20 protein-coding genes are annotated in these 26,760 nt (G+C 39.8%); 13 read left to right on the plus strand and 7 right to left on the minus strand.

Features of this window, described 5'->3' with window-relative positions; genetic code table 11:
- The first annotated feature begins 19 nt into the window (after positions 1 to 19).
- The 5 genes from H6G69_RS03080 to H6G69_RS03100 all read left to right on the plus strand — a co-directional run bounded on the left by H6G69_RS03080 (position 20) and on the right by H6G69_RS03100 (position 6,932).
- Positions 20 to 1,282, plus strand: coding sequence for an O-antigen ligase (locus H6G69_RS03080; RefSeq protein WP_190681441.1), 1,263 nt, complete (start codon positions 20 to 22; stop codon positions 1,280 to 1,282).
- Between the two features lie 86 nt (positions 1,283 to 1,368).
- Positions 1,369 to 2,439 carry a glycosyltransferase family 4 protein gene (locus H6G69_RS03085; protein ID WP_190681445.1) on the plus strand — a complete coding sequence of 357 codons (1,071 nt, stop codon included), beginning with the start codon at positions 1,369 to 1,371 and terminating at the stop codon, positions 2,437 to 2,439.
- A complete protein-coding gene (locus tag H6G69_RS03090; RefSeq protein WP_190681448.1) occupies positions 2,420 to 3,223 on the plus strand; it encodes a WecB/TagA/CpsF family glycosyltransferase in 804 nt (267 codons plus the stop codon). Before H6G69_RS03085 ends, H6G69_RS03090 begins: the two co-directional genes overlap by 20 nt.
- 65 nt (positions 3,224 to 3,288) lie before the next feature.
- Positions 3,289 to 4,458, plus strand: coding sequence for an endo-1,4-beta-xylanase (locus H6G69_RS03095; RefSeq protein ID WP_397326879.1), 1,170 nt, complete (start codon positions 3,289 to 3,291; stop codon positions 4,456 to 4,458).
- A gap of 245 nt (positions 4,459 to 4,703) precedes the next feature.
- Positions 4,704 to 6,932: a polysaccharide biosynthesis tyrosine autokinase gene (locus H6G69_RS03100; protein WP_199335697.1), complete on the plus strand. Its 2,229-nt coding sequence runs from the start codon at positions 4,704 to 4,706 to the stop codon at positions 6,930 to 6,932.
- A gap of 57 nt (positions 6,933 to 6,989) precedes the next feature.
- Here H6G69_RS03100 and H6G69_RS03105 read toward each other — a convergent pair whose 3' ends face one another.
- Positions 6,990 to 8,408, minus strand: coding sequence for a right-handed parallel beta-helix repeat-containing protein (locus H6G69_RS03105; protein ID WP_190681454.1), 1,419 nt, complete (start codon positions 8,406 to 8,408; stop codon positions 6,990 to 6,992).
- Positions 8,409 to 9,337: 929 nt separating this feature from the next.
- Here H6G69_RS03105 and ppsA point away from each other — a divergent pair.
- From ppsA to H6G69_RS03120, 3 genes are all read left to right on the plus strand, one after another.
- Entirely contained in the window at positions 9,338 to 11,770 is a 2,433-nt protein-coding gene (ppsA, locus tag H6G69_RS03110; protein ID WP_190681458.1) for a phosphoenolpyruvate synthase, read from the plus strand.
- Positions 11,771 to 11,977: 207 nt separating this feature from the next.
- A complete protein-coding gene (locus tag H6G69_RS03115) occupies positions 11,978 to 12,457 on the plus strand; it encodes a universal stress protein (RefSeq protein ID WP_190681461.1) in 480 nt (159 codons plus the stop codon).
- Between the two features lie 103 nt (positions 12,458 to 12,560).
- Positions 12,561 to 12,986 (plus strand): hypothetical protein, encoded by a 426-nt coding sequence (locus H6G69_RS03120; RefSeq protein WP_190681463.1) that lies wholly within the window; start codon positions 12,561 to 12,563, stop codon positions 12,984 to 12,986.
- 212 nt (positions 12,987 to 13,198) lie between these two features.
- On the opposite strand, the gene H6G69_RS03125 is transcribed toward H6G69_RS03120, so the two are convergent.
- Positions 13,199 to 13,678, minus strand: a complete 480-nt coding sequence (locus tag H6G69_RS03125) for an Hsp20/alpha crystallin family protein (protein WP_190681466.1) — start codon at positions 13,676 to 13,678, stop codon at positions 13,199 to 13,201.
- 471 nt (positions 13,679 to 14,149) lie between these two features.
- Between H6G69_RS03125 and H6G69_RS03130 the strand changes: the two genes are divergently transcribed.
- From H6G69_RS03130 to moeB, 4 genes are all read left to right on the plus strand, one after another.
- Entirely contained in the window at positions 14,150 to 14,863 is a 714-nt protein-coding gene (locus tag H6G69_RS03130; protein ID WP_190681469.1) for a carbonic anhydrase, read from the plus strand.
- Between the two features lie 410 nt (positions 14,864 to 15,273).
- Positions 15,274 to 16,029: a carbonic anhydrase gene (locus tag H6G69_RS03135; protein WP_190681472.1), complete on the plus strand. Its 756-nt coding sequence runs from the start codon at positions 15,274 to 15,276 to the stop codon at positions 16,027 to 16,029.
- A 456-nt stretch (positions 16,030 to 16,485) separates the two neighbouring features.
- Positions 16,486 to 16,962, plus strand: coding sequence for a Mov34/MPN/PAD-1 family protein (locus H6G69_RS03140; protein WP_190681475.1), 477 nt, complete (start codon positions 16,486 to 16,488; stop codon positions 16,960 to 16,962).
- Positions 16,963 to 17,024: 62 nt separating this feature from the next.
- The gene (gene moeB / locus H6G69_RS03145; protein WP_190681477.1) at positions 17,025 to 18,197 is read left to right on the plus strand and encodes a molybdopterin-synthase adenylyltransferase MoeB; all 1,173 of its coding nucleotides are present in this window, start codon (positions 17,025 to 17,027) and stop codon (positions 18,195 to 18,197) included.
- Between the two features lie 190 nt (positions 18,198 to 18,387).
- Here moeB and tkt read toward each other — a convergent pair whose 3' ends face one another.
- The 3 genes from tkt to H6G69_RS03160 all read right to left on the minus strand — a co-directional run bounded on the left by tkt (position 18,388) and on the right by H6G69_RS03160 (position 22,640).
- Entirely contained in the window at positions 18,388 to 20,400 is a 2,013-nt protein-coding gene (gene tkt / locus H6G69_RS03150; protein WP_190681479.1) for a transketolase, read from the minus strand.
- A 416-nt stretch (positions 20,401 to 20,816) separates the two neighbouring features.
- Positions 20,817 to 22,067: a beta-ketoacyl-ACP synthase II gene (gene fabF / locus H6G69_RS03155; protein ID WP_190681480.1), complete on the minus strand. Its 1,251-nt coding sequence runs from the start codon at positions 22,065 to 22,067 to the stop codon at positions 20,817 to 20,819.
- A 321-nt stretch (positions 22,068 to 22,388) separates the two neighbouring features.
- A complete protein-coding gene (locus H6G69_RS03160) occupies positions 22,389 to 22,640 on the minus strand; it encodes an acyl carrier protein (RefSeq protein ID WP_190681481.1) in 252 nt (83 codons plus the stop codon).
- 332 nt (positions 22,641 to 22,972) lie between these two features.
- Here H6G69_RS03160 and H6G69_RS03165 point away from each other — a divergent pair, with 332 nt between their 5' ends.
- A complete protein-coding gene (locus tag H6G69_RS03165; protein WP_190681482.1) occupies positions 22,973 to 23,878 on the plus strand; it encodes a CoB--CoM heterodisulfide reductase iron-sulfur subunit B family protein in 906 nt (301 codons plus the stop codon).
- A 426-nt stretch (positions 23,879 to 24,304) separates the two neighbouring features.
- Here the strand turns inward: H6G69_RS03165 and lpxD are convergent, their stop codons facing one another.
- Positions 24,305 to 25,351, minus strand: a complete 1,047-nt coding sequence (lpxD, locus tag H6G69_RS03170) for a UDP-3-O-(3-hydroxymyristoyl)glucosamine N-acyltransferase (protein ID WP_190681483.1) — start codon at positions 25,349 to 25,351, stop codon at positions 24,305 to 24,307.
- A 143-nt stretch (positions 25,352 to 25,494) separates the two neighbouring features.
- Positions 25,495 to 26,568 carry a hypothetical protein gene (locus H6G69_RS03175; protein WP_190681484.1) on the minus strand — a complete coding sequence of 358 codons (1,074 nt, stop codon included), beginning with the start codon at positions 26,566 to 26,568 and terminating at the stop codon, positions 25,495 to 25,497.
- Between the last annotated feature and the right edge of the window lie 192 nt (positions 26,569 to 26,760).

Raw genomic sequence — 26,760 nt, forward strand, 5'->3', positions numbered from 1 at the left:
ATATCTCTGCCTTCTATTTATGAATAAATACTTTACATTGGCTGAAAAGATTTTTACCATTTTTTCTTTACTCCATTATACAGGAGGGCCACTAGCTGTAATCTTATCAGGAGGAGCAAGCGAAGGAGATGGCTTAGGCAGATCTTCACAAGATAACTTGTTTATTCAACTGCTGTTCTTTTTAAATTTTTTAATTTCCTTTGTATTATTGGTTCTCAGATGGAAAAAAGTAGTTAAAATTCTTAGCCAAGATAGATATATAACAATAATAATTGGACTTTGCTTCTTATCTCTTTTATGGTCTGCTGCCCCAACATCCACCTTAGTGCGTAGTGTGGCAATACTAGGAAATACATTGTTTGGAATTTACTTAGCTACTCGCTATAGCTTCAAGCAGCAACTACAGATCCTAGTATGGACATGTGGTATAGCGATATTTATGAGTTTTTTATTCGCTGTAGCTTTACCTAGATATGGACTTGAATCAGGTATTCATGCAGGTGCATTCAGAGGAATTTATGCTCATAAAAACTTGCTAGGAAGAGTAATGGTTTTTAGTAGTGTTGTGTTTTTAATTAATGCTACTGAAAATAGTAAGAATAGGTTATTATTTTCTGGAGGTTTTCTATTATCAGTAATTTTATTGATACTTTCTAAGTCTTCTTCATCATTAGTAAACTTTGCAGTTATTTTCATTATGTTCTTTATGCTTCGTACTTTATTATTGCGGTACGATCTATTATTTCCTGTGCTTTTTTTATTGACAATAGTTGGGCAAATTTCAGGCTTGTTGCTCATCAACAATGCAGATTCTATATTAAGTTCCTTAGGGAAAGATTCTAACTTAACAGGCCGTACACCACTATGGAATGCAGTCTTGGATATGATTTGGCAACGTCCTTGGCTAGGCTATGGATATAGTGGGTTCTGGGGTGGAGGATATCGAGAGTCTGCATATATAGAACTGGTCACAGGCTGGAATCCCCCACATGCCCACAATGGTTTTTTAGATATTTGTATAGATTTAGGTCTTCTAGGACTATCTATATTTTTAATAGGATTTTTAATCAATTTCTTAAAGGGTTTAGCTTGGTTACGAATAAGTAGAACAGCAGCAAGTTTTTGGCCTGTAATGTATATGATTTATTTTTGGTTAACTAACCAAACTGAAAGCGCACTATTAAGACAAAATGAATTTTATTGGTTAATTTATGTGACAGTTATAATTTCAATGCTTATCCCGTCTAATCGCTTAAAAGATTCAATATCTGAAAGCTCCTAAATTTTATAAATATGAGATAAATAATGCAAAATCTGTATATGCAACTCAAAAATAACACTCACGTAAAATTAGAGGGTTGAACAATCATGAAAATTGTTCAAATAGTTACACAAATGGAATCTGGCGGAGCGCAGCGAGTCGCTATGCTTGTGAACGAAACTCTCCAAAAACGCGGATATAATGCCGAAGTTTGGTTTTTATATCTTAAACGTCCTACGTATGTTGAGCATCCAGGTGTGAGAGTTTTGCTAGAACATAAACCTTCAGGATTGGACTATTTAAAAATTTTGACCAAGTTACAACAAATGCTGCGTCTTCACCAGCCAAATGTTGTTATTACTCACACTCACTATGCAAACTTGTTAGGGCAATTAGCAGCCAAACTATGCGGTGTGTCACACAGGATTGCAGTTCAACAAAATCCCATGTCTAGTTATCCTGGAGTAGCAAAGTGGGGTGATTGGCTGTTTGGTAGCACAGATATTTATTCTCATAATGTAGCCGTTTCTCAAACAGTAGTAGACTCTGCTGCTAAGTATCCAAGTGCTTACAAACGGAAATTGAAGATTGTCTACAATGGTACCAATTCTCCAGACATTGAAGTTTCATCCAAGGAGGTGCGTAATTCTTGGGGTCTACCCGAAGATGCTCCTCTATTAATTAATGTGGGACGGTTAGCATATCAGAAGAATCAACAAATTCTGCTGGAAGCATTAGCACACCTCGATAATGCTCACCTAATAGTTTTAGGCGAAGGCGAGTTACGTGAAGTTTTACAGCAGAAAACTACTGAATTGCAATTGCATGAAAGAGTCCATTTTTTAGGCGAGTTACCATCTCATGATGTATACGCCTTACTCCGTACAGCTAATGTCTTTGTGTTTCCTTCATTATTTGAAGGTACACCAATGGCATTAGTTGAGGCTATAGGTGCAGGTTTGCCTGTAGTGGCGAGTGACATTCCTGTTATGCATGAAATATTAGACAATGCAGGATTATTCATTCCTCCAGATAACGCTGAAAAACTAGCCAGTGCTATTCAGAAAATTATAGATTCTCCAGAACTAGCCGAAAACTTAAGGAAACGTTCATTAGAACGGGCGCAGATTTTTAGTTTAGAAAATATGGTGGATGCCTATGAAAAACTCCTTTGCTGAATTGGCATCAATTCAAACACTGAAAATGTTAGGCATTAATGTTAATGCTTTATCTCTGCCTCAGTTGAATGCTTTGATTGCTGAAGCTATTAACCTCAACAAATGTTGGATAATCGCTAATCATAACTTTCACAGTATCTATCTCTACCATCATGATGCTAAAATGCGTAATTTTTACGCCAAGGCACATTACACCCATGTTGATGGTATGAGTTTAGTATTGGTGGGGCAGTTTTTAGGTATGCCCTTGCAACGAGAACATCGAGTTACTTACGCTGACTGGACAGAACCACTTATAGCAGAGGCGGCTAAACAAGGGTGGAGAGTATTTTATATAGGTTCTAAACCAGGTGTAGCTGAAAAAGGAGCTAAAATTCTGCAAGCGAAATTTCCTAACTTACAAATAGCTACGGCAGATGGCTATTTTGATGCACGTGTAGATAGCACAGAAAATCGCGATCGCTTGGCAATCATTAATGCTTATAAACCCCACATATTAATGGTAGGTATGAGTATGCCACGCCAAGAACATTGGATATTAGATAATCTGGAAAATCTTGCTGTGAATGCTATTTTGCCATCAGGCGCAGCTATAGATTATGTTGCAGGTGCTGTTCCTACTCCGCCAAGATGGGCAGGTAAAATTGGTTTAGAATGGCTATTTCGCCTAATATCTGAACCTAAGAGATTGTGGCGACGCTATCTAGTTGAGCCTTGGTTTTTATTAAAATTATTGTTACTTGACTTGGGGAAAAATTATAATTTTCGTGAGTTCAAGAAATAATTTTAATTGTAGAGCAATCTAAATTTTAACTAACCTAAAAAGCTATGAACTCTTTTAGCTCCAATATATTGTCTAGAAAAATTTTCGGCAGACGACAGACATTATTAGGTCTAGGAGGCTTGGCTGGTATAGGTGCATCTGTAATAGGGACTGAACTCAATAAACAGTACAAACTTAGGCAGATACAGCGTGATTCTCAAAACAGAAACTTTAAAGTTACAAGTAATACAGCTTTAGGACAGCGAGCTGCTACTAAGGGTTTGATTTATGGGGCAGCTGTACGCCAATATGCTTTATCTTCAGATACTAAATTGGCAGAATCTGTTGTATATGAATGTAAAATGATAGTCCCAGAATGGGAATTAAAGTGGAATTATCTGCGCCCTACACCTACTTCCTTTAACTTCGCACCTGCTGACTGGTTAGCTGACTTTTCCCGCAGAAATGGGTTGCTATTTCGTGGACACACTTTAGTCTGGCATGAGGCTTTACCCATATGGTTTCCCAAAACTATCAATAGTAAAAATGCTAGACAGCTATTATTAGAACATATTACAACAGTTGTTAAGCATTATGCAGGTCATATCCATTCATGGGATGTAGTAAATGAGGCAATTGATCCAAGAGATAGACGAAGTGATGGTTTGAAAAATACGCCCTGGTTGCAATTTATTGGGCAGGATTATATTGAAATAGCTTTTAGTGCAGCGGCCGAATCTGACCCCAACACACTATTAGTTTATAACGACTATGGACTACAATATGACACTCATGAACATGAAGCTAAAAGAAATGCTGTACTCAAATTATTGGAAAATTTAAAGTCTAAAGATATACCAATTCATGCCCTAGGTATCCAATCTCACTTGTCCGGCTACGAAACTCGCTTTAATCCTGATAAATTCAAGAAATTCCTCAGTGAGGTAGCTAGTCTTGGCCTCAAAATCTTAATTACAGAAATGGATGTCGCAGATAACAAGCTACCTTCAGATATTAAATTCCGCGATCCAATTGTTGCTGGAGTTTATGAAGATTATCTATCAGTAGCCTTAGAAGAACCCGCTGTGATTTCTGTATTAACCTGGGGACTAAGCGATAGCTATACTTGGTTAAGTCAAAATAAACCCAGAAAAGATCAAGCAACTGTAAGAACTCTGCCTCTTGATACTCAGATGCGACGCAAATTAGCATGGAACGCGATCGCACGTGCTTTTGATAAAGCTACCAAACGTTAAGATGACAGTAAAATAAAAATTATATATATTTTGCGACTTAGTTCAGTTTATACTATTGTAAATATAATAACACTATCATTATTTTAATAATAGTGTTTTCATATTTATTATACTTGGTGTTTCAATTATCTCACATAAGTATAGTAAATTTCATTCAAAACTTATGAAATAACACTTTGAAAGTTATTGTTATAAATAATTTAACTGTTCTTGACTCAACATACAACAATACAGGGAGTTAATCTATGACAAAAAATATTATGGAATCTAGAGAATCCCTTGATTTAGACATTGGCCGTTACTTTATGATATTAAAACGGCGATGGTTTTCTGTCACTAGTATTTTTATAGGTACAGTTGCTCTGAGTGCTTTAGCAACAACTTTACTCAAACCTTCTTATGAAGCTGAAGGAAAACTCCTATTCAGGATGCCTTCTTTTAATGTAGTAGGTACTAATCTTTTACCTAATAACAACGATGGCAACGAAGCAGGAGATTTGAGGAGCTTAGTATCCAGTCAAAATCCTATTAGTACTCAAATAGAAGTTATCTCTTCTCCACTTTTGCTACAGCAAGTTATAGATAAAGTTCAACTGAAAGATGAAAACGGTGAACCACTAGAAGTTGACGTACTAAAAAAGAAACTAACACTAAAAATAATTGGTGGTACAGATGTGTTACGGGTTAGTTATCAAGATAGTAACCCTGAAGAAGCAGCAGCAGTAGTCAACACAGTAATGAATCTTTATTTAGAAAATGATATTTTGGCAAGCCGTTATGAAGCTGAAGCAACACGCAAATTTATGTCCAAGCAGCTGCCAGTATCTCAGGCTGCTGTTAATAGGGCAGAAGTTGCACTAAGAGTTTTCAGACAAAAGAATAACATTGCAGATTTAACAGAAGAAACAAGGACATCTGTAGGAATTATTGCCAACTTAGATAACGAGATTAATGCTATTCAGGCTCAATTAGCTGAAGTAAATGCCCAAAGTAATGAACTCCGACAAAAGCTAGGGCTAAATTCACAAGAAGCCCTAGCCGTAAGTTCACTAAGTCAATCACCAGCAGTGCAAGGCGTTTTAACACAACTTCAAGATGTAGAGCGGCAGTTAGCAAATGAACGTAGTCGTTTTTTAGATGACAATCCTGTAATTGTGTCGCTAGAAGCTAGAAAAGCTAATTTAACCAACTTACTGCAACAGCAAGTTACTCAAACTGTGGGACAACAACCCCAATTTGCGCCAAGATTATTACAAATTGGTGAACTTAGGCAAAACCTCATCCAAAATTTTCTGCAACAAGAAGTGCAGAGCTTTGGCTTAAACCAAAGATTGGCTTCTCTGTATAATTCTCGTTCTGCTTACGCACAACGGATGAAATTTATACCCCAACTAATGCAAACCCAAGGCGAACTAGAGCGAAAAGTTGAAGTTGCCCAGTCAACCTATCAAACTCTACTTAAAAAAGTTCAAGAATTACAGGTAGCGGAAAATAGTAATACAGCCAATGCCAGAATTATTGCTCAAGCTTTAGTTCCTGAAAAACCGGAATCAGCTAAAAAAACAATAATTTTAGTGTTAGGAGTGTTATTTGGAGCATTCTTGTCTACTAGTAGCGTCCTCTTGTTAGAAATGAGAGATAAATCTCTCAAAACACTTAAGGAAGTTAGAGAAGCATTTGCATATCCATTACTGGGTGTTATTCCTCTGTATTCTAATAAAACAAACTATCGCAAGCGTGAGACAGACTTAACTACGGTTGGAATTGCTGTTAGGGATATGCCATACTCACTAACTAGCGAAATTTATCGGATGATTCAAGCTAACTTGAAATTTCTCAGTTCCGATAAGATTGTAAAGACTATTGTTGTAACTAGTGCAGTTCCTAAAGAGGGGAAATCTACAGTTGCAGCTAACTTAGCAGCAGCAATCGCTCAATTAGGACGACGAGTTTTACTGATTGACGCAGATATGCGAATTCCTTCACAGCATCATTTCTGGCAACTTACAAACGCTGCTGGTTTAAGCGAAGTTTTGGTTGGTCAAACGGAATTTGATATCGCTGTCAATAAGGTAATGGATAATCTTGATGTTTTAACTGCGGGAGTTAGACCTCCTAACCCACTAGCTTTGTTGGACTCTAAGCGGATGGCCTCATTAATTGATAGTTTTTCCTCTCAGTATGATTGTGTAATTTTTGATGCTCCACCTGCTCTATTAGCTGCTGATGCTCTAGCTATAAGCCAAATGTCTGATGGTATTTTGTTAGTAAGTAGACCTGGTGTGATTGATTCTAATAGCGCATCTGCTCTTCAAGAGATGTTAAATAGAGCTAATCATAATGTATTAGGTTTAGTAGTGAATGGAATTATTGATAAACATGAATCAAGTAACTATTTTTCACATACTTCAGAATATTTCAGCCCTCAAGAGTTAAGAAAAGAGGTTGTGTTAAACAGAAAGGCGAACAGGTAATTGAAATTCTTCTTTATAATTCACGTTCTTAGTACACAACCTCATATATGCCCTTGACTAAAATTGGTACTCGTATGCTCCTCTATCGTATACTTTTCCAGATGGACGAGGATTACCTAAAATATCAGTTTTTAGGTAATTCCACTGTTGGCCACTGTTGATAGCTGGACTCGTTGACTTAACTCGAAAGTCAGCAATTAATGGATTAGTAGAGGGATTTACAAACTGTGGGTCTCCAACAATGTCATTAGGCCCTATAACGGCAATAGATCTAGCCGGAGCATTGGCATAGATATTATAGGCATAAGTGACATTGATGTTTTGCCAATCCATATTCATCTTCTTACCTGGGTAAGCGTAGAGGATATTGTTGTAAATTTTCACATCAGTTGAGTTATTAGCTAATATCTGCCCATGTGTAATCTCTGGACTCTGGTTATTCATATAAGCGACATTGTTAACAATATCAACGTGTTCACTTTTAAATGTATGAATACCCGTACCACCATTGTTAAATGAGAGATTGTTGGCAACTAAAGTACGTCCTTGATATACACCCAAGGTTGAACCGCTTTGGCTACTTCTGAAATCATCAAGAATAATGCCATTACCATCCTGAATTTTCCCATTTTTATACCAGGGAATGTACTGCCTATTGTTGTAGACCTTATTGTTAGTTACAAAAAGCTTATATCCTGTATTTTGGTCAGAATTCCAAGGTTGCCATATCGAAATACCACTGTTGCCATGAGCAGAGTCCCACGCATTATTAAATACTTCATTCCTGTCTATGGTTATATAGTCAGAATGCATAGCTACAATGCCAGCTCCTCCACAATCATGGACTTTATTGTTGACAATACGTATATTACGAGGACGACCGTTACTGCTATCTCTTCCATCGATTGTAATGCAGTTACCATTCGTTTGTGGGTTTAATTCGTTATTTTGCTGACTAAGAGCATATTCCAGGGTAATATTACTATTATTGCCTTCTATATCCAAACCGCTGATCTCGATATACGATGCTCCATTTTTAACGAGAATTCCATTCCATCCATTGTGTTTAAGTTTTGGTGAATGCCCAGGATAAGCTTGGAATTTGATCCATGCATTGCTCTTTCCAGAGTTCTTAATTAAGACTACCTCTCCTGATGAATATGAATTGGTATACACCCCGTTCATGATCAGGACTGTATCTCCAGGTTGGGTAAGATTTGCCGCTTTTTGAATGGTTCTAAAAGGAGATGCGGTAGTCAGCCCACTATTGCTGTCGTCGCCACTACCACTTACATAATATGTAACTCCACTCGTGGCTTGGCTGATTAGCTTGCGGCTAGGTAATGTTGTTTCTTTACTAGTAGATGCTGAACTTACAACTTTAGATGAAGATGTTGTGAAACCTTGTGTACCGATTGAACTAGCCAAGACTAAAGGAAGCACAAAAGATGCGCTGATGTTGAAACTCTTTTTCATAACAGGAAACACACTTATGTAGTTGATACCACCCTTCAAAGATACATTGAAGAGTTCAGTGTGCCATCTGTAAGATTACTCAGTAATAATGTTATTAAAAGACATATATTTTTTATTGTAAAAGTATAAAATATTACTGAGCTTTTATATTCTGATAAATTTAGAAAAAATATAAATACGGACAAAGCTACAGTATTCTAAAAATAGAAAAAATTATATTCAATAATTATTTGAGTTTTTAGATAAAAAGTCTAGATTTTTCGTTGTAAGAGAAAATTTTGTTGGTAAGGGGTGTATAAAGCTCTGGATTAAGTTGTTTATCTCTTTTTTTACTTATTGCTTGTCAGAATTTGATCCGTAATTCTTTGAAGACTTAGATAAAATTATTGCAATAATAAATAAGTATAGATTAAGTACATAGTTAGAAATTACACATAAAAATCTTGATTTGATCGCTAAAATTGGTTATTTAAATTTCTAATATTTTCCGTGATACTACGAGTAAAATACCTCATATCTATCTTTGATTTTAAAGATTCGGGAAAATAACTAGAATTAATTCCATTCGATATTGAATATTCACTTTGGGTATCAGGATTTATATTTTTCATTACCATAAATTTGAATCACAATTTACCAAACTTATGTTGCTGGATCATAGAGGTTCGCAGACTACTTTGCAGCATTAGTTTATAGGTTAAAATTTTAGTTATTGGCTCAATCACCTGGGTTGCTGAATAGGATTGATGCAGTAATGAACCCTCACAAGATCCTCAAAGTATCTTTCTATAAACAAAAGTGTGAAACCTAGGAGCCAATGAATTTACTACAACTGGTTGATTGAGATGAATGACGATCGCTTGGCACAAAAAATCCTGATGTAGTCAGCAGCTCTTAGATATCTCTATAGTTTTATAGGAAGCTCTACTATGCTAGAAACGCTGCTAGATTCAGCCTCAAGCACTAAAGAACAAGCTTTAGTTTTATCTTTAGGTGATGTCGGAATTGCAGATATTCCCCTAGTGGGTGGCAAGAACGCATCTTTAGGAGAGATGATTCAGCAATTGCGCCGTAAAGGGGTAAAAGTTCCTACAGGCTTTGCTACGACGGCTTTTGCTTATCGCTATTTTATTTCTGCGGCAGGTTTAGAAACACAACTAAGAGAGATATTTGCCGATTTAAATGTGGAGGATGTGCCAAATCTGCGGCGATGCGGAAAAAAAGCACGAATGCTGATGTTGCAAACTCCATTTCCGCCAGAGTTGCAAGCTGCGATCGCTCAATCTTACCAAAATCTCTGCGAAGAATATGGTGCTGATACTGATGTTGCAGTGCGTTCTAGCGCCACCGCCGAAGATTTACCTGATGCTAGCTTTGCAGGTCAACAAGAAACTTATTTGAATGTCCACGGACTGCAAGCAGTTCTAGAATCGTGCCATAAGTGTTTTGCTTCTATTTTTACTGACCGTGCGATTTCTTACCGCCAAATCAAAGGCTTTGACCACTTTAATATTGCTTTGTCAGTGGGCGTACAAAAAATGGTGCGTTCGGATTTGGCGGTGTCTGGTGTGATGTTTTCTATTGATACCGAAACAGGTTTTAAAGATGCAGCTTTAATTACTGCAGCTTACGGTCTTGGCGAAAACGTCGTGCAAGGTGCAGTCAACCCCGATGAATATTTGGTGTTTAAACCAACTCTCAAACAAGGTTATCGCCCAATTATTCAAAAACGTCTGGGTACGAAAGAAATCAAAATGGTCTATGACCTAGAAGGCTTGAAGTTAACTAAAAATATCTCTGTCCCCACTGCCGAAAGAAATCAATACGCCGTCAACGATGAGGAAATTTTACAACTAGCAAACTGGGCTTGCATTATTGAAGAACATTATTCCCAAGTGCGGGGAATTTACACGCCGATGGATATTGAATGGGCGAAAGACGGTTTGACTAATGAATTATTTATTGTCCAAGCGCGTCCAGAAACAGTCCAATCACAAAAAATCAAAAATGTTCTCAAACAATACCAACTAAAAGAAAAGGGTGAAGTAATACTCACAGGCCGCAGCGTTGGTGAGATGATTGGCCAGGGTAAAGCCAGAGTCATTTTAGATGTCCGTCAAATTAATCAATTTCAACCAGGAGAAGTACTAGTTACGAACCGCACTGACCCTGATTGGGAACCAATTATGAAACGGGCAAGTGCAATTGTCACGAATTCTGGCGGTAGGACTTGTCATGCAGCGATTATTGCCAGAGAAATGGGCATCCCGGCGATTGTCGGTAGCACTAATGCAACGACTGTTTTAAAAACTGGGCAAGAAATTACTGTTAGTTGTGCCGAAGGTGAAACGGGGAAAGTTTATCAAGGTTTATTACCTTACGAAGTGCAAGAATTAACTTTAGAAAAATTGCCTCGCACACGTACGCAAATTATGATGAATTTGGCTAATCCTGAAGAGGCTTTGGGTTTAACAGCCATTCCGAATGATGGCGTGGGATTAGCGAGGATGGAATTTATTATTAACAACCACATCAAAGCCCATCCTCTGGCATTAATTCATTTTGATCAGTTAGAAGATGAACTGGCAAGGTATAAAATTACTGAGTTAACTGCCCAGTACGAAGATAAAGCTAAATTCTTTGTTGATAAACTGGCACAAGGCATTGGTACGATCGCAGCTGCTTTTTATCCTAAACCTGTCATCGTGCGGCTATCAGATTTCAAGAGTAACGAATATGCCAACCTCTTGGGTGGTAAGCAATTTGAACCCAAAGAAGAAAACCCGATGATTGGTTGGCGTGGTGCTTCTCGTTATTATGACCCCCGCTATAGTGAAGGTTTTGCCTTAGAGTGTCAAGCTATGAAGCGAGTCAGGGATGAAATGGGTTTGACTAACGTCATTCTCATGATTCCTTTCTGTCGGACTCCCCAAGAAGGTCAACGGGTATTGGCGCAAATGGTACAACATGGCTTAGTGCGAGGCGAAAACGGACTGCAAGTTTATGTGATGTGCGAATTACCTAGCAATGTGCAACTAGCAGATAAATTTAGTGAAATCTTTGATGGTTTTTCGATTGGTTCCAATGATTTAACGCAGTTGACCTTGGGACTTGATAGAGATTCGGAATTGGTCGCCCATTTATTTGACGAACGGGATGAAGCTGTGACTAGAACTATTGCCAATGCGATCGCAACTGTCAAGCAGTATGGTCGCAAAATTGGGATTTGTGGTCAAGCACCAAGCGACTATCCAGAATTTGCCCGCTTCTTAGTTGAACAAGGAATTGATTCTATCAGTCTCAACCCTGACTCGGTACTCAAGACTCTCTTAGAAATTGCCAAAGCGGAAGAAAAAGAATGAATGAAGTGTGAAGTGTGAAGTCTGAAGTTTCATGCTTTAGACTTCTACTATTCTTATCCTGAAACACATCTCATATTTCTGCCGTTTTTATTGGTGGAATTTGTTTTAATCATCAGCATCAATCATATTTATTTTTTTTCAAAACCTATACCTTTTTTGCTTTTTCAACTCCTAACCAAGGAATAAATGACAAACAAGATTAAATCTATGTTCAAGAAAATTTTAGTAGCTATTAATAATACAGAAGTTAGTCGTCATGTTTTTGAACAAGCTTTATCATTAGCCAGATTAACTAATGCTGAGTTGATGATATTGCAAGTGATTTCTCCGTTGAATGATGACTTTATCAATACTTCTACAACGGAAATAGATAGCCGTAATAACTTGACTCAAAGCCAGAATGCAGAGGGTAATTTAAGAGAATGGGAAAAATTAAAACAACAAGGGATTGAGTTTTTAAGATTACTGACAAATCAAGCGATCGCTAAAGGTATAGTAGCAGAGTTTAACCAAGAATTAGGTGAGCCTAGTCGCATGATTTGTGAGGTAGCTAAAAATTGCCATATTGATGTTATTGTGATTGGTCATTGTACTAAAAGTGGACTTACTGAATTATTTTTGGGTAGCGTGAGTAATTACGTTTTACATCATGCACCTTGTTCAGTTTTAACAGTTCTTAATTATTAGTGAATCACTACAATCCAACTAGCATAACTTGAGATTTTTGCAGAAACTTCTTGTGCTGGATTAACGTCGTTAAGGCAAAGCATTTTAACCAATATCAAAAATTATGAACCGAAAGCAGATAATTTTGATTGCTTGTGCTGTAAGTTTATTATCTTTTGGGGCGATCGCTACAAGACAGATCGGCTCAAAATCTACTGATGAAGTATTGGTGAAAAATTTGACGCAGCAAATTGCTCAACTAGAGGTAAAACAAGCACTTTTAGCATCTATATATACACAAGATGCACCACAATTTACCCAAGTGATTGCAGAAAAAGCAAATCTAGCACAACGTCTTGAACAACTACCGTCTCAGAGTCATCAGACTCAAGTTGTGGTTGCTACGACCAATGCCTTAGAGTCCAAACTAGGGGAATTAGAAGTAGAATATGCAAAAGACCGCTCAAAACTGAGTGAACATCATCCTGTGCAACAAATCCGCCAATCACAGATGAATAACATCCGTCAACGTCTAATAGCATTGCGTTAGTGTTGGCAATAGTTTAGTTGATTTGATGAATGCGATCGCAAGTATTAATTAGCTCAAAATATTTGTTTTGTTTCCCCTACAGGGATTATATTTTTACAAAATCACCGACTTCTTTAAGAAGTCGGTGATGACAATTTATTTGGTTGTTTTAGAGACGTTGTATACAACATCTCTACAGGATTGATAAAGTGCAAATTTTAAGAATTTACTGTTTAGACATTTGCATCTACTCTGTTGACAGAATTATCTGTAACTTCGCCCAAGTTAATTTTCACAACTCGATTCCGTACTTCTTCAACTTTGGGAAGAGTTAAAGTTAAGATACCATCTTTGAATTCTGCTTTTACTTTGTCATTCTGCACAGCAACAGGCAAGTTGACTACTCTTTGGAATTGACCGTAACGAAATTCCGAATGAAGATATTTAGTATTTTCATTTAAACGCTGGCGATCGCCTACAATTGAAACAGTATCACGAGTTACTTGCACATCAATATTTTGAGCAGTAACACCAGGTAATTGTACTTTGAGAACTAAACTATCACCCGCATCGATTAACTCTATAGCTGGACTCCAAGTGTCTGCTGTTTCAGTTGATTGATTAGTTTGTACAGATAATCCATCAAATACTAAATCTATGTTACGACGTAAGTTTTCGATTTCGCGGATGGGTTGGAAGTAGCTAATCATCATATTATTTTTCCTCTGCATTGATAATTTATGGAACTGCGATTTTTTAAGCTTTAGCAATTTTTATTTTGTCTGCCGCTCACACTTGTAATCTTGCCTTAATCCTCAAGCAAATGAAAATACAGAGAACACAACTTTGGTAGTAGGGTTTTACACACCTAGCGAACAATCACTCGGCATTCTCTTGCCAAAATAAACTTGGATTTTTAGAGAAAAAATCTGAATATTGTAGAAAATTATTGATTTTATTTAGTTCGGCTATTTCTACATCCTCTGTAGTATTTTTTGGTATTTACAAGTAACTAAGTATTTTGTAAGTTTAATTCTGGCTACCGAGTCCTGATTTTTGAATTCTTCTTGTACGGGGTATTTTCATTCCCAGATAAAATCTTAAAACCGTGTCAGAAAGTACTCTTACACTTGAATAAAGTTGATATCTTCCTGTTAACAGCGCAAGTGTTGTCAGGTAGATTAATGACAAGAATTAACGGATTTATTGGTCGCCGTAACTTTTTGAAATTTGCCGGGACAGGCAGTTTAGCGATCGCAGCTACAGCGATTGGTGGTAGGCTGATAGGTAATATCCAACAAACTGCGATCGCTGATGTTCATCCAGCCAATCCAAATCCAGTTAACCCCACTCAGGCTTTAAAACTTTTGCTGGATGGTAATCAAAGATTCAGCCAATACAAACGCCAACATCCGCATCAATCTTTAGCACGTTTACAATTAGTCGCCAAAGCACAGTACCCTTTTGCAGCTATTTTAGGCTGTGCCGACTCTAGAGTCCCGGCGGAAATTATTTTCGACCAAGGGCTAGGAGATTTATTTGTTGTGCGCGTCGCTGGTAATGTCGCCAGCGATATGGCGATAGGTAGCTTGGAATATACAACAGCCGTACTCGGTACACAGATGATTGTCGTGTTGGGTCATACAAAATGCGGTGCTGTAGCCGCTGCGGTCAAAAACGAACCTCTGCCTGGTAAAATTAGAGATATTGCCGCAAGCATCAAACCTGCATTAATTCACTCAAATTCCAGCGATTTTGTGATTGCTAATATTAAATATCAGGCACAAGAATTACAAAAAAATTCACAAATCTTAGCTAAATTGCAACAAGCAGGCAAACTCAAGATTGTTAGTGCTTGTTACGACATTGACACAGGTAAAGTTAATTTAGTTAATTGATTTTTATTTTATATGTAGGACTTATATTGGATTTTTGGAAAAAAATACAGTACATTCAAAGGCAATCTTGCTTACTCCCAGCTTGTACTGATAATTTCCCAAGTAAAACCGGATTCCTAATCAAATTTCTTGAGTTGGAATTTGCTCTAAACTTTTATTCCAACCATAGAGTAAACCCATACTTAACCATATTATTCTTATATATAAGTTTATTGTAAGTGTGATCCACCATTCTGATATATTTCAATCAATGACAAAGATTTAATATTTCTAAGTTGCATTTATAAATTAATTTTTGCCTTAAAGACAAAGTATGCTACACAGCGATCGCGCTTTAAGATAGCAAAAATTAAATTTATTTTGAGCTAGAGCAACTTAGGCTCAATATACTTTTGGGAGTGAGGAGAATAATGAGCAGAATTAATGGATTTGCTGGCCGACGCAATTTCTTAAAATTAGCTGGTATAGGCAGTGTTGCTATTGGTGCAAGTGCGGCTAGCGGAGTTGTTTTGCAAGGAGAACAAGCTATTGCCCAAAAACCATCTAATAGTAATACTAATACAGAGAAAAAACCCCCATCACCTAAACCAGTAGATCCGCAAGCAGCTTTACAAAGAATCTTAGAAGGAAATAAAAGATTTGTTGATGGAAAGCGACTTAACCCTAACCAATCAAGTTTGCGTTTACAAGAAACTGCTGTAGCTCAGTATCCTTTTGCTTCTATACTAGGCTGTGCTGACTCTAGAGTCCCGGCGGAAATTGTTTTCGACCAAGGACTAGGAGATTTATTTGTTGTACGTGTCGCTGGTAATGTTGCCAGCCAAACAGCTATTGGTAGTTTAGAATTTGCCACATCTGTACTAGGTTCACAGCTAATTGTAGTTGTAGGTCATGCAAAATGTGGTGCAGTTTCAGCAGCAATTCAAAATGCTCCGCTTCCAGGAAGAATAGGCGTTTTTGTAGAAGAAATTAAACCAGCCGTAGAATCGGTGAGATACAAAACAGGTAATTTAGAAGAAAATTCCATTATTGCTAATGTGCAATATCAAGTAGCAAGATTAACAGAAAGCTCGACAATTTTAAAAGGCCTAATTAAAGAAGGTAAGCTGAAGATAGTTGGTGGACGTTACGACTTAGCTACAGGCAAATTTACATTAGTAACTTGAGAGTATGTTTTAAAAGTTTTGGGCGAATATAATTCGCTACTACACAAACAAAGTCCGCACTTCGACAAGCTCAGTGACCACCTGCGCGGACTAATGAAAAATCAAGAGTTCTGAACCCACGAAGGTGGGTTTTGTCTGTGTAGCCAAGCCATTGCGTTGGGCGGGTTCCCCGACTCCCTCAATGGCGCGCGATTTCTAATCGCCAAGGAAAGTAATAAATTAGACTTTTAAAACAACCTCTGAGATGTCAAGGCCTTGTGATTGCAAAAGAATCTAGAATTCCGAATAGTGTATTCTGAATGAATAAGTGGGGGAAAAGACCCCCACTTAATTCATCCGCCACTGCATACAAAATTTATACTTAATTTTGACTCCTGACTCCTAAATTATATTTAATTAGCAATATAGTGAAATAAAGCAATTAATATCTTTGATTGAAAAGCCGAGTCGGAATTTTTGAATACAGCAGTTATAAATATCCTCCCAGAACATATCCAAATCATTCGCAGCCACGCCCAAAGCACCTACCCGAACGAATGCTGCGGAATCATTCTGGGCTATCTAGATAATCACACCAAAACAGTTGTAGAAATTATTCCTACAGAAAATGCGTGGCGTGCGGAGTCCGAGAACTTTGCCAATAACGCAACTCAATACAGCGAAAAAAGCAGATATGCGATCGCACCCCAAGATATGTTACAAATCCAAAAAGCAGCACGGGATAAATCATTAAACATAATTGGAATTTATCATTCCCATCCTGATAACCCTGCTATCCCTTCCGAATGCGATCGCCAGTATGCTTGGCCAGAATACTCGTATATAATAGTTTCCGTTCAAAATGGTAAAGCAGGTGAACTCCTAAGTTGGAGTCTTGATGACCATCATCAGTTTCAACCAGAGACAATCGATACCATAAACTTAGCTACTTAAGTTAAATAAAGACATCATTTTTCGATAGGATTAATGATCCGTTCGTCAACAGCAAAACTGCTATGTTAAATCCCAACCTGGAAGAAATCCAGCTGACTAAAGACGACTACGAACGTTACTCCCGCCACCTGATTTTGCCAGAAGTCGGGGTAGACGGACAAAAACGCTTAAAAGCCGCCAGTGTATTGTGTATTGGTACAGGCGGTTTAGGTGCGCCACTGCTGTTATATCTAGCGGCAGCAGGTATTGGACGCATTGGTATTGTGGATTTTGATGTTGTTGATACTTCTAACCTGCAACGTCAAGTGATTCATGGTACTTCTTGGGTAGGTAAACCCAAAATTGAATCCGCAAAAAACCGCATTCACGAAATTAACCCCCATTGTCAGGTAGATTTATACGAAACTCGTTTGAGTTCCGAAAACGCCCTCGATATTATTAGACCTTACGATATCGTCGTAGATGGGACTGATAACTTCCCCACCAGATATCTAGTCAACGATGCTTGTGTGTTGCTGAACAAGCCCAACGTCTACGGTTCAATTTTCCGCTTTGAAGGCCAAGCAACCGTATTTAACTACGAAGGCGGCCCCAACTACCGCGACTTATACCCAGAACCACCACCACCAGGGATGGTTCCTTCCTGTGCAGAAGGTGGCGTATTAGGGATTTTGCCAGGAATTATTGGTGTCATCCAAGCAACGGAAACTGTCAAAATCATCCTCGGCAACGGCAACACTTTAAGTGGACGACTGTTGCTGTACAATGCCTTAGACATGAAATTCCGGGAGTTGAAACTGCGTCCCAACCCCATTCGCCCAGTCATTGAAAAGCTGATAGACTACGAACAATTCTGCGGTATTCCCCAAGCTAAAGCAGAAGAAGCAAAACAGCAGCAAGAAATTGCAGAAATGACCGTGACAGAGTTAAAAGCATTGCTAGATAGTGGTGCTAAAGATTTTGTCTTGTTGGATGTGCGTAACCCTCACGAATACGACATTGCCAAGATTCCTGGTGCGGTTTTAATCCCGTTACCAGACATCGAAAATGGTGATGGCGTAGCCAAAGTCAAGGAATTACTCAACGGTCATCGTTTGATTGCTCATTGTAAGATGGGCGGACGTTCTGCCAAAGCCCTCAACATCCTCAAAGATGCAGGTATTACGGGTACAAACGTCAAAGGCGGTATCACCGCTTGGAGTCGAGAAGTTGATCCTTCCGTTCCTGAATACTAAAGAATAACTACAAATGACGCACAGAAGACTGGGAAGTAATCAAATTGCTTCCCATTTTTCTTTTAATACCATTTCCCGAAAATCCTGATGTTTTTAATCCTATCTCCCTGCGACCCATTTGTATCAACGTAAAAAAAGGTGGGACGGAAAGCCCACCTTGCAAGAATCTTAAAATAAGATGCTGTTGTTATTAGCCCAACAATTGTTTAGCCTTAGCTAATACGTTATCAACGCTAAAGCCAAATTTCTCTAAACAAACGCCACCAGGCGCAGAAGCACCAAAGCGGTCAATGGTGACAGTATCGCCTTCAGTACCAATGTACTTGTGCCAGCCGAAGCTAGAAGCTGCTTCTACAGCTAAACGCTTGGTGACAGCTTTCGGTAGAACTGATTCTTTGTAAGCTGTGTCTTGTGCTTCAAATAAATCCCAAGCAGGTAAGGAAACTACACGTACTTTCTTACCTTCAGCTGTGAGTTTCTCGGCGGCGGTGACAGCAAGGCTCAATTCTGAACCAGTACCAATGATGATTAAATCTGGTGTACCGTCAGAATCGACAACAGTGTATCCCCCCTTCGCCACATTCTCAATTGATGTACCTGCCAAGTTGGGGACATTTTGACGGGTGAAAGCTAATAAAGTTGGATTATTGTTCTTAGCTCTTTCAATTGCTACTTTATAAGCACCAGAGGTTTCGTTACCGTCGGCGGGGCGAATCACGGTTAAGTTAGGAATCGCGCGCAATGAAGCCAAGGTTTCGATTGGTTGGTGGGTGGGGCCGTCTTCACCTTGACCGATGGAGTCGTGGGTCATTACCCAAATTACCCCAGCTTGAGACAAGGCAGATAGGCGGATAGCTGCCCGCATATAGTCGGTGAAGATTAAGAAGGTCGCACCGTAAGGAATTAAGCCGGAACTATGCAGGGCAATACCATTACAAATTGCGCCCATTGCGTGTTCGCGTACACCAAAGTGGATGTTGGGGTTTTGGTATTGTCCTTTTTGGAAGTCGCCTTTACCTTTAATTTCGGTGAGGTTGGAGTGGGTTAAGTCAGCAGAACCACCAATCAGTTCTGGTAAAACTGCTGCTAATTTGTTGAGGCAGGTTTCTGAGTGCTTCCGGGTGGGAACGCCTTTGTCTTCTGGAGTGTAGGTAGGTAGTACCTGATCCCAACCATCAGCTAGTTTGCCACTGAGGTAACGCTCAAACTCAGCTGCTTCTTGAGGATACTTAGCTGTATAGTCAGCAAATGCCTTGTTCCAATCAGCTTCGTAGCCTGCACCGCGTTCTACTGCTTTGCGGGTATGGTTCAGAGCATCTTGAGGAACTACGAATGGTTCGTGTTCCCAATTTAAGTTTTCGCGGGTTAATTTGACTTCATCTCCACCCAAAGCTGCACCGTGAATACCAGCAGTGTTAGCCTTATTGGGTGAACCGTAACCAATGGTAGTTGTCACCTTAATTAAGGATGGTTTGTCGGTGACAGCTTTAGCTGCTTCAATCGCTTTGTGGATTGCGTCTAAATCGGTGTTGCCATCTTCGACGTGAAGAACGTGCCAGCCATAAGCTTCAAAACGCTTAGAAACATCTTCAGTGAATGCTACATCTGTAGAGCCATCAATAGAGATGTGGTTGTCGTCGTAGAGAGCGATGAGTTTACCTAATCCCAAGTGTCCAGCAAGGGAGGCTGCTTCGCCAGAAACGCCTTCCATGTTGCAACCATCACCGAGAATGACATAGGTATAATGGTCAACAATCTTGGCATCGGGTTTGTTGAACTTAGCTGCAAGATGGGCTTCTGCTATGGCTATACCAACGCCATTGGCAATTCCTTGTCCTAAAGGCCCGGTGGTAACTTCAACTCCAGGAGTCATGAAGTTTTCTGGGTGTCCGGGAGTTTTCGATTCCCATTGACGGAATTGTTTGATATCTTCGATGCTTACACTGTCGTAGCCTGTCAGGTAAAGCAGAGCATACTGCAACATTGAACCATGACCAGCAGACAAAATAAAACGATCGCGGTTGAACCACTTAGGATTTTTCGGGTTATGCCGGATGAAACGATCCCATAGCACAAAAGCCATTGGAGCAGCGCCCATCGGCAGCCCTGGGTGTCCCGATTTTGCCTTTTCTATAGCATCAACAGCCAAGAAGCGGATTGAGTTAATACAAAGTTCTTCGAGGGATTGGGTTGCAACAGCCATAATAAGATTGTTTTTAACGACGGGTTAGCACTCTTCGAGCTTCTTTTTCATTTACCGGGGTTTTTTTACAGTTAACAGTTCACAGTTCACAGTTATCAAGATAGAATTTACTATTGCTTATAACTGAATTACTGATAACTTATTACTGACTGGGATTCCCCTACAGTATTCTCATCATCCCATTCTCGATTGTCTATGGACAAGCGAGATTTTCTGAGTTTTTGGTAATTAATCAAGCTGAGAATTTGGTTATGCTGAACCCTAGGTTCAGCTGGGAATGATATCTATGATACTTTTGTGTGGCTGATTTCAGCATAACCAATAAAAATTAGTCCCAAGGTAATCAACTTTCACTACTGGGCTGGAAAGAAAGAAAAAGGCTAGGGACTAGAGATTTGACTCAGCACTCAGCACTTTTATTGGTACTTTTTAAAGGCTAAGGTGACGTTATGTCCACCAAAGCCGAAGGAGTTAGAAAGGGCCACTGCGATGTTTTGGGTGCGGCTGGTGTGTGGAACATAATCTAAATCACACTCAGCATCAGGATTTTCGAGATTAATTGTCGGAGGAATTTGACTGTTGGCGATCGCTAGTACTGTGGCTACTGCTTCAATACCACCAGAACCACCTAACAAATGACCTGTCATTGACTTAGTAGAGCTAACTGCTATTTTATAAGCATGGTCGCCCAATGCTTTTTTAATTGCTGAAGTTTCGTTAGAGTCGTTAGCTGGGGTACTAGTACCATGAGCATTGATGTAGGTTACTTGTTCTGGCGTAACTTCTCCATCCTTGAGTGCTAATTGAATCGCTCTAGCTGCACCTTCACCACCAGGGACGGGAGAGGTAATGTGGTAAGCATCACAGGTCATGCCATAGCCAACGATTTCGGCATAAATCCGCGCACCGCGACTTAGGGCGTGTTGTAGCTCTTCTAAGATTAAGATTCCCCCACCTTCACCCATGACAAATCCATCGCGATCGCGGTCAAAGGGACGGCAAGCATGAGTCGGATCGTCATTGCGAAAAGACAGGGCTTTACAAGCGGCAAACCCAGCTACAGATAAGGGTGTAATTGCTGCTTCACAGCCACCGCAAATCATGGCTTGGGCGTAGCCTCCTTGGATGAGGCGAAAAGCATCGCCGATGGCATTGGAACCTGCGGCGCAAGCGGTAACAGTACAGTTATTAGGCCCTTTAGCACCTGTATGGATTGCTGTGAGTCCGGCTGCCATATTGGCAATCATCATCGGAATCATAAAGGGACTACAGCGATCAGGCCCACGGTTCAGGTAGACTATTTGCTGGTCTTCTAATACCTTAATGCCACCAACTCCAGAACCAATAATTACCCCTATTTGTTCGGCATTTAGCTCATTAATCACCAAGTTCGCATCAGCCAGTGCTTGTTTTGCGGCTGCAACCCCGAATTGCGAAAACCGATCCATGCGCTTGGCTTCTTTGCGCTCTAGATACTCATGTGGATCGAAGTTTTTTACTTCACCAGCAATGCGGCAATCGTGGCTGGACGCATCAAAATGTGTGATGTAATCAATGCCATTGCGTCCACTGATCAATCCTTCCCAATATTCTGCTGGTGTGTTGCCAATAGGTGTAATCGCGCCAACACCAGTGACCACAACGCGTTTACGTATAAAATCTGTCATGACTCAGTTAAAGGTAGCGAGAAAGCTGCAAATTAGAGTGCTGAGTGCTGAGGAGCTAGTGCGTTGACGAGACAGAGCCATAGTATTATCACAGCGTCAAGCCTGACGGTATGGCTTCGCTGAGAGCGACGTAGGAGCGTCGGCAGTCTGGTCTTGGGGTTTGCCCCCAGGAGAACCAGCCACGCATGGTTTCCTGACTTGAGGCTACTGTCGTCGGGTTCCCCGACTTCCTCAGTGGCGTTGCTGAGTGCTGAAAGTGAAAAAGATTCGCAAAAAAATTCTTGGCTACTCAGCACTAACTACTCAGCACTCAGCACTTTCTTAAGCTGATGCGGCAACTTGATTGTTAATGTAATCAACCGCATCTTGGACTGTCAAAATTTTCTCAGCGGCTTCATCAGGAATTTCGATCTCGAATTCTTCTTCAAAAGCCATAACTAGTTCCACTAGATCCAGGGAATCAGCACCCAAATCATCGATAAAATTGGATTTTGGCGTAATTTTTTCCTCATCCACACTGAGTTGATCGGCGACAGTTTTCTTGACCTTTTCAAAAGTTTCCGCTTGGCTCATAAAATAAAATTCCTTGACCAGTTGCTATTAGCCGCTCTTGATGAGTGACATGGTTTTGAGCATATACATCTTATCGGAAAGCGCGATCGCCCGTATACTACCGAAGTATTTTCTTCTCGAAAACTTTTTCCCTAGCCCCCCAGGGTTAGATAAGGTAGTATGACAATTTTGGCGATCGCCTACACTGTATAAATGCTTCTACTTATTAATTGTTACTATTTTTTTGACTAATGTCCAAATAAATTCCTAGTTCTAAGTAGTGAGTGCTGAATGCTGAGTGTTCAGCAACTAGACTAGCCTCTAGTCTCTAACCCCTAGTCCCTTTTATTTTTATGATTACTCAAACGCTGAAATACGCTTATTTTCCAGGTTGCGTTGCCCAAGGGGCTTGTCGAGAACTGTATCAATCTACCCAAGCCCTCACGCAAGCTTTAGGGATTGAATTGATTGAACTCAAAAAAGCTGCTTGCTGTGGCTCCGGCACGTTTAAAGAAGATTCTCAATTGTTGGAAGATACTGTTAACGCCAGAAATATTGCTTTAGCAGAGTCCTTAAATCTTCCACTACTCACTCATTGTAGTACCTGTCAAGGTGTCATTGGTCATGTTAATGAACGCCTAAAAGATTGCCAAAATAGCAATCCCACTTACGTTGACCAAGTAAATGGCTTACTCAAAAAAGAAGGTTGTTCGCCTTATCAAGGCAGTACAGAAGTAACACATTTGCTTTATGCTTTGGTCAAAGATTATGGCTTAGAGGAAATTAGCCAGCGCGTCACCCGCAAGTTAACCAATTTAAAATGTGCGGCTTTTTACGGTTGCTATCTACTGCGTGGGCAAAAAACCATGCTATTAGATGATCCTTTCCAACCAGAAGCAATGGAAAATGTGTTTCGGGCTGTGGGTGCAACACCAATTTATTATCGTGGTCGCACGCAATGTTGTGGTTGGCCGTTGGCAAGTTACGCCACTAATGAATCTTTTAAAATGGCAGGAATTCACATTCAAGAAGCCATAGCAAATGGCGCTGATTGTTTAGTGACTCCTTGTCCTCTTTGCCATTTAAATTTAGATTCTCGTCAACCAGAGGTAGAAAAAGTAATTGGACAGAAGTTAGGCTTGCCTGTACTGCATTTACCACAGTTGATTGCTTTAGCACTAGGAATTAGTCCGAAAGAATTAGGATTAGAAAGACATATTGTTTCGACAAAACCAGTGTTAGAAAAATTAGGGCTATAATTGGCAAATTGCTCATAAAAAATACGCTCTCGCTACCATCAAAAACATAGGTAGCGAGAGCTTTGTTTAGATATATTTCAGTTAGGTAAATATTGTTTAAGGGATAAATCGTTAACGTCTACTTTCGTAGAAACTTCAAAGCATTTTAGCTTTGCTTTACCATCACTTACCTGAGTTGATTCTAACTAATTTTCCGTAGTTAATCAGACAAAATTAATCTTAATTCAGTCAGGAAAACCCTACCTAAACGTAGGGCTTCCCAGAAAAAAGTCAAGTTTACTATAGGAATCCGGTTGGATGATTGAAATTATTTGCGTAGCCTGAGAGTGAGGAGTGGGAAATGGGGAGTAGGAAAGAGTGATTTTTGGGGGTACGGATTTTTTTTCCCAAATCAAAGATGAGTCCTATATTCACTGATTTAAGAGTTTATTTCTGCCCTAAGTGACGTTGCAATTGTTTGAATGATTGATACATATCCGGGAGGCGACTGTAAATAGCAGAGACTTTCAAGTATAACTTGTGAGAAACGGCAGGAGTTCCCGAAACTATCTCTCCTGGTGCAACATCGTTATGAATGCCAGATTGTGCAGAAGCAATTGCCCCATCACCGATTTTGACTTGATTAGCAATGCCTGTTTGTCCAGCTAAAATTACCCGATTGCCGACTTTCACACCGCCAGCCATCCCTGCTTGACCTGCGATGGCACAGCCAGCCCCAATTTGGCAGCCATGAGCAATTTGCACCAAATTATCAATTATCGTGTTGCGGCCAATTCGAGTTTCCCCCACGGCGGGACGGTCAACTGCACTATTACAACCAATTTCTACCCCATCTTCTAAGACTGTGTAGCCTGATTGCTCCATTTTGAACCAACCAGTGCGGGTAGGCACAAAACCGAAACCTTCTGCACCGATAACCGTACCACTGTGAATTACGCAATTTGCGCCAATTTGGCTGCGTTCGTGAATTGTACAGTTAGCGTGTAACGTAGTGCGATCGCCAATTTTTACATCGGGATAAATCACAACATTGGGATGAATCACCGCATCATTACCAATTTCCACTCTTTCTTGCACCACTACATGGGGGCCGATGTAAACATCACTGCCAATCGTGGCAGTAGGATGAATTACCGCCGTCGGATGAATTTCTGGATTTGGACGGTAAGGTTGATAAAACAGAGTCAGAACTTTGGCAAACAATAATTTTGGTTCGCGGGTACTTACCCAAGCAATACCTCGTGCCTCTGCTTGAGACTTAAATTTTGCCTCATCCGGCAAAATTAAAGCACTAGCAGCTGTACTCGCAATCAAAGATGCAAATTTACTGGTTTCTATATAGCTAATTGTTCCAGTTGTAGCTTCATCCACAGCAGCTACCCCGGTAATTTCTACATCTTGGTCTGGGTTGCTTGTCAGACTGTGGTTAGTGGTGATGTCCCCAAATTGGCGGATGATTTCGCTGAATTTCATTGTTGGATTAATTTAAAACGCATCAAAGCAAGATTATTGTCCCTCTTTATGTTCTTGCTTGCAGGTAGTTTAGCAGTCTCTCAAGGAAGGGAACAGGAAATAAAAAGGCAATATTTAGATTGTTCCCTGTTCCCCCAGCCCTGTTACAGACATTCTTCTGGTGATGGCGTTCTGTTTTGTAAATTCTCCCGTAATAGTATTTTTAACCGTTGATTATCTTCAGCACTAATTGTTTCACCATAGTGATGTAACTGAAATAACTGGCAATAACGATTTTGTTTAGCGCAAATCAAACAACCATAAGCATGATTGCCGTTTGTCCCACATAGTCGATGTCCCATAACTGGGCCAAGGGCAATATTTTGTTCACTAGCAACCGTGCTGAGAATAGAACGTAACTTAGATTCAAACTTGGCTGATAAAAGTTGTTTGCGACCTGGTTGTGTACGATCCCATTGGGGCACAATTAATTCTTTTTGCAATAGACTCTCTTCAATTTCTTCAGACATGACAATCCCAGACAATATTACGTGGTGGGCAACATAAGGCAGCAGTGTGCGTGTTAATTGCCACATTAAAGCTTCATCAAACCACTCTTCTACTAAAGGACGGAGATACCAACAACAGGGAATGCCAAGGTCAACTAAATCTTGTAGCAGTTTTACTCTTCCGGGAATTGAGGCTTGTTCATAGCCTGGTTTTAAAGGTGGGAGACTGACAAATACCGTCACGCGCAGTGAGTTTGGCTTTGCTAATGTCGCTTGGAGTCGTTCGAGAAATGCCTTACCAGGGTGGACTTTAGTGGTTATATAAACCATATTGGCGGCTTGACGGTCAATCAAAGCGTTGAGGATTGACAGTACACGTTCCCGATGCGCCCCAATGAAGGGATCAGAATAGTCACATAGGGATATGGGAAAGCCTTTTTGTCCTTCTGGGGTGGCAAAAATGCGGTCTAATAAACTGTCCAGCAGGTCGGCTGGAGTAAAACTATGCTCAAAATTTTCTGGATGATGATGCCAATCACGGTCTTGATGGCAGACACAATAAGCACATTCGACCGGACAACGGTTTTGGGCATCTGGGAGAAATGGATTGAGACTGAAGTATTTAACAGCACGTTTGACATCTGGCATTCCTAGTACAGGAAAGCCATGCAGCATATACTGACTGCCCTGCAATGTAATTTCAGACAGAGTAGATTGATAGTTTGGCATACACCCTTTAAAAATTATTACAGCCGTGAAAAATCGCTTACTCTAAAGTGGCTGTTAAAAATATGGAGTGACAATGAGATAAATGCCCGAAAATAGGTATTAATTAATGCCAAGACAGGAATTTGTACTGAGGTAATATTACTCTAAAATGCTAGTAGAAAAAAGATTTCAGTATTCACAATGTTCCTCTCA

It is taken from the genome of Nostoc sp. FACHB-110, from assembly GCF_014697425.1.
Taxonomy (GTDB): domain Bacteria; phylum Cyanobacteriota; class Cyanobacteriia; order Cyanobacteriales; family Nostocaceae; genus Nostoc_B.